Source organism: Pseudomonadales bacterium (assembly GCA_013215025.1).
Lineage (GTDB): Bacteria > Pseudomonadota > Gammaproteobacteria > Pseudomonadales > DT-91 > DT-91.
On record JABSRR010000120.1, the window covers coordinates 1 to 4,792 of the forward strand.

General features: G+C 44.5%; 2 protein-coding genes. Both read left to right on the forward strand.

Annotated elements, in window-relative coordinates; genetic code table 11:
• Positions 1-779: 779 nt before the first annotated feature.
• Positions 780-3,644, forward strand: coding sequence for a ribonucleoside-diphosphate reductase subunit alpha (locus HRU21_08815; protein ID NRA42391.1), 2,865 nt, complete (start codon positions 780-782; stop codon positions 3,642-3,644).
• Positions 3,645-3,707: 63 nt separating this feature from the next.
• Positions 3,708-4,792 (forward strand): ribonucleotide-diphosphate reductase subunit beta (locus HRU21_08820; GenBank protein ID NRA42392.1); only part of this gene is annotated, 1,085 nt, incomplete at its 3' end.

Here is a 4,792-nt window from a genome sequence, read left to right on the forward strand (position 1 = left end):
CCTCATCCTCTGATTAAGCTCCTTGCCATTACTTGGATAAGCTCAAAGATACTGCGGCAAAATTGTTGCGCTTAAACACGTCGTTGAGACCCCTGCTAAATGGCTTTTATGAAATATGGCTTTTATGAAATATGGCTGGTGGATTACTGGGCTAAGCATGCCAAAATACCTGCCTTATCTTGTGCCTTAAATACCAACTAATACCGCATTGCCGTTAATCGCCTTTATGCCCCAAAAAAGCGCAAGCATAGACAGAAAGCACAATATATACGCATCATTACAACACTCACACCCAACATATAGATTGATGAATTACGGCATGCAAATAAATTTCATATAAATTTTTAATACTTTTCAGCAATACAATATTTAAAAACTATGATGAAAAATAGAAGCTCTTTACATTTCAATATCTTATACAGTCCAGCCTCATTCGCTCAGTGCAGTAACTCGATACTTGCTTGAACTGCGTCTAATTTGCCTCTTGCAGATAAAAGCCAAGCCATTTATCTTGTACCTTAAGTAAGGGAAAACCACTATATCTTGTGTTTATACCGACCTATATATAGCTGTATAGCGGCCCATTAACGTGCAGCATGAGCTCCTCCTCCAACGGGACTCATCAAAGCACAGCCGGGCTTTAGCGATAAATACATCCAGGTCGGTATCACAGCTTAAGATCGTGCTAAAACCACAATCGCAAGGCAGCAAGCCGATTAAGCCTCTAACCCTCACTTAATGATGTATCAAGCATACAGTACGTAATTACAGATCAATAAATGATACGGATACAGACAATGACCACAGCCGACATCGAAGCACCTACTCAAAACAGCACATTAAACGTCACCGCACCCGGCCAATACCGTGTCATTAAACGCAACGGAACCCTGGTGCCGTTTAATGGCGACAAAGTGAGCATAGCGATAAAAAAAGCCTTTCTGGCTATTGAAGGTCAAGCCGCCAGCCAATCGTCTAGAATTCACGATGTGGTGGCGCGTTTAACCGATCAAGTAACCGCAACCTTTTTCCGCCGTATGCCCTCAGGTGGCACTATTCATATTGAAGAAATTCAAGACCAAGTTGAATTAGCATTGATGCGCTCAGGCGAGCACAAAGTCGCTCAGGCCTATGTTATTTATCGTGCTGAGCAGGCCAGAAAACGCGAAGTCGAAATGCCTGCCTATATGACCGCTATCCCAGCCGTAAACGTTACCTTGAAAGACGGCAGCGTCGCGATCCTAGATATGCAGCGTCTGAATAAAATTGTTCAAGAAGCTTGTGCAGAGCTAGAAAATATCGATGCCGAAACAATTACCAAAGAAGCCCTGAAAAACTTATATGATGGTATTAGCGTTGATGAGGTCAACACATCCTTAGTAATGACCGCTCGTACCATGATTGAGCAAGAGCCTAATTACACATATGTCACATCACGACTATTGCTCGATAAACTGCGTGCAGAAGCATTAAGCTTTCTGAATGTAGCAGAAGAAGCTACTCATGAAGAAATGCAGACCTACTATCCACAAGCGCTAGCAGCATATATTGATAAAGGTATTGAGCTTGAATTAGTCAGCCCGGAACTCAAGCAATTTGACATTGCGCGTTTAGGTGCAGCTATCAATGCAGAGCGCGACCTACAGTTCACCTATCTCGGTCTACAGACACTTTACGACCGTTACTTTATTCACTGGGAAGAAACCCGCTTCGAACTGCCACAAGTTTTCTTTATGCGAGTTGCCATGGGACTTGCCGTTGCTGAAGACGATATCAATGCGCGCGCCATCGAATTTTATGACTTGTTAAGCTCGTTCGATTATATGAGCTCTACACCAACATTGTTTAATGCTGGCACCTTGCGCCCTCAATTATCTTCTTGTTACCTCACAACCGTACCTGATGATCTGCACGGTATTTATGGGGCAATGCAGGACAATGCCATGCTGTCTAAATGGGCCGGCGGATTGGGCAATGACTGGACTCCGGTACGTGCACTCGGCGCACACATCAAAGGCACTAACGGAAAGTCTCAAGGCGTTGTACCATTTTTGAAAGTTGTCAATGATACCGCTGTAGCCGTAAACCAAGGCGGCAAACGCAAAGGTGCCGTTTGCGCTTACTTAGAGACTTGGCACTTAGATATCGAAGAGTTTTTGGACCTGAGAAAAAATACCGGTGACGACCGCCGTAGAACGCACGATATGAACACTGCTAACTGGATTCCAGACTTGTTCATGAAACGTGTATTTGACGATAAAGATTGGACGCTATTTTCACCTAACGATGTGCCTGACTTACATGACCTATTTGGTCAAGCATTTGAAACTCGCTATGAAGAGTATGAGCGTCAAACGACCACTGGTGAATTAAAGCTGTTTAAACGTATCCCGGCGAAAGATTTATGGCGTCGCATGCTAGGCATGCTGTTTGAAACCGGCCACCCATGGGTTACCTTCAAAGATCCATGTAATCTGCGCTCACCTCAGCAACATGCAGGCGTGGTGCACTCGTCTAACTTATGTACTGAAATTACGCTAAACACCTCAGCTGATGAAATTGCCGTATGTAATCTTGGCTCGGTAAACTTAGCGCAACACACCAGCCGTGAAAACGGGCTTGATCGCGTTAAATTAGCGAAGACTGTGAAAACNGCTATCCGCATGTTAGATAATGTGATTGACATTAACTACTATGCGGTTGAGCAAGCTAAAAACTCCAATATGAAGCATCGCCCAATTGGCCTAGGTATTATGGGCTTTCAAGATGCGTTGTATAAAATGGGCTACTCTTATGCGAGTGAGCAAGCTGTGCAGTTTGCTGACGAATCAATGGAGATTATCTCCTACTTTGCCATCAGTGCATCATCTGATCTTGCGGTTGAGCGAGGCGCTTATTCAAGCTATCAAGGCTCTTTATGGTCACAGGGTATTTTACCAATTGATTCATTAGACATCCTCGAAAAGAATCGCGGCAAAGACTACATTGAAGTTGATAAAAGCAGCCAAGAAAATTGGGCGGCTTTGCGCAATAAAATCCAAACGCAGGGTATGCGCAACTCTAACTGCATGGCTATTGCCCCAACCGCAACCATCGCTAACATCACTGGTGTGTCGCAGTCCATTGAACCGACTTATCAAAATCTTTATGTTAAGTCGAACCTTTCAGGCGAGTTCACCGTAGTAAACCCATACCTTGTCAATGATTTAAAAGACCGCGGACTATGGGACAATGTGATGATTCATGACCTTAAATATTACGAAGGCAGCGTACAAAACATTGACCGCATTCCAGATGATCTAAAGGCGCTTTACGCCACCGCTTTTGAACTTGAGCCAAGGTGGATTGTAGACGCAGCCTCTCGACGCCAAAAATGGATCGATCAAGCCCAGTCGTTAAACTTATACATATCAGGTGCTAACGGTAAAAAGCTAGATATCACCTATCGCATGGCATGGTATCGTGGTCTTAAAACCACTTACTATTTGCGTGCGCTTGCCGCTACCACAACAGAAAAGTCGACTATTAACACCGGTAGCTTAAATGCCGTATCGGCTCAAGCAGCACCGGCGGCACCAGCTGGCCCTGCACCGGTTCCACAAGCGTGCTCGTTAGACGACCCTGACTGCGAGGCTTGTCAGTAAAATTTTTCACGAATTTTTTAAAACAATGAGGCGAAGCACCACTTCGCCGGGTAGGATAAAAATATGCTAAGTTGGGATGACTATAACGAAGACGAAACTGTTGTCGTTGAAAAAGAAGCTACAGCTGAATTAACAGCAGAGCCAAGTCAAACGCCAAACACAGACGCTGAAAGTAGCCAAAACACTGTTGCTGAAGCGCTAGCCAACGCCGCTAAAACCGACGCAGCGGCCGACACCACAGTGAATCAAGATATTCAGCAGACGCAATCGCAACTGAACGCTTCGTCGTCTGAAGAGCCAGCGGCGTCTTCAGCACCTCAAGCAGCTGACGCGAATGCGTCGAGTGATTTTGATGACATTATTCAACGTATAGACAGCATGGATACCGCGGAAGGTGAAGCTGAACTCATCCAAAACGGCAAAAACTTGCGGGTTGAAGTAGGCGATAAAGCGATGATCAATTGTCGCGCTGATCTTAATCAACTGGTACCTTTCAAGTACGATTGGGCATGGACCAAATACTTAGACGGCTGTGCAAATCACTGGATGCCGCAAGAAGTAAATATGACCGCAGATGTTGCGCTATGGAAATCAAGCGACGGCCTTACAGATGCAGAACGTGTTATTGTAAAACGTAATCTGGGTTATTTTTCAACTGCCGACTCCTTAGTGGCTAACAATCTGGTACTGGGCGTCTATCGACTCATCACCAACCCAGAGTGCCGTCAATACTTATTACGCCAATCGTTTGAAGAAGCTATTCATACCCATGCTTACCAATATTGTATTGAATCGCTTGGCATGGATGAGCAAGAAGTTTTCAACATGTACCACGAAATCCCATCGATCGCAAAAAAAGCGCAGTGGTCTATCAGCCACACGCATGCTATTGCAGATCCTGAATTTCAAACTGGCACGATCGAAAATGATAAAAAGTTTTTAGAGAATCTGATTGGTTATTATGCCGTGACTGAAGGCATTTTCTTCTACTGCGGCTTTACTCAAATTCTTTCAATGGGTCGACGCAATAAAATGACCGGCGTTGCTGAGCAATTTCAATACATTCTTCGCGACGAATCAACCCACCTAAACTTCGGTATTGATGTTATTAATCAAATCAAGCTTGAGAATCCGCATCTATGGGACGA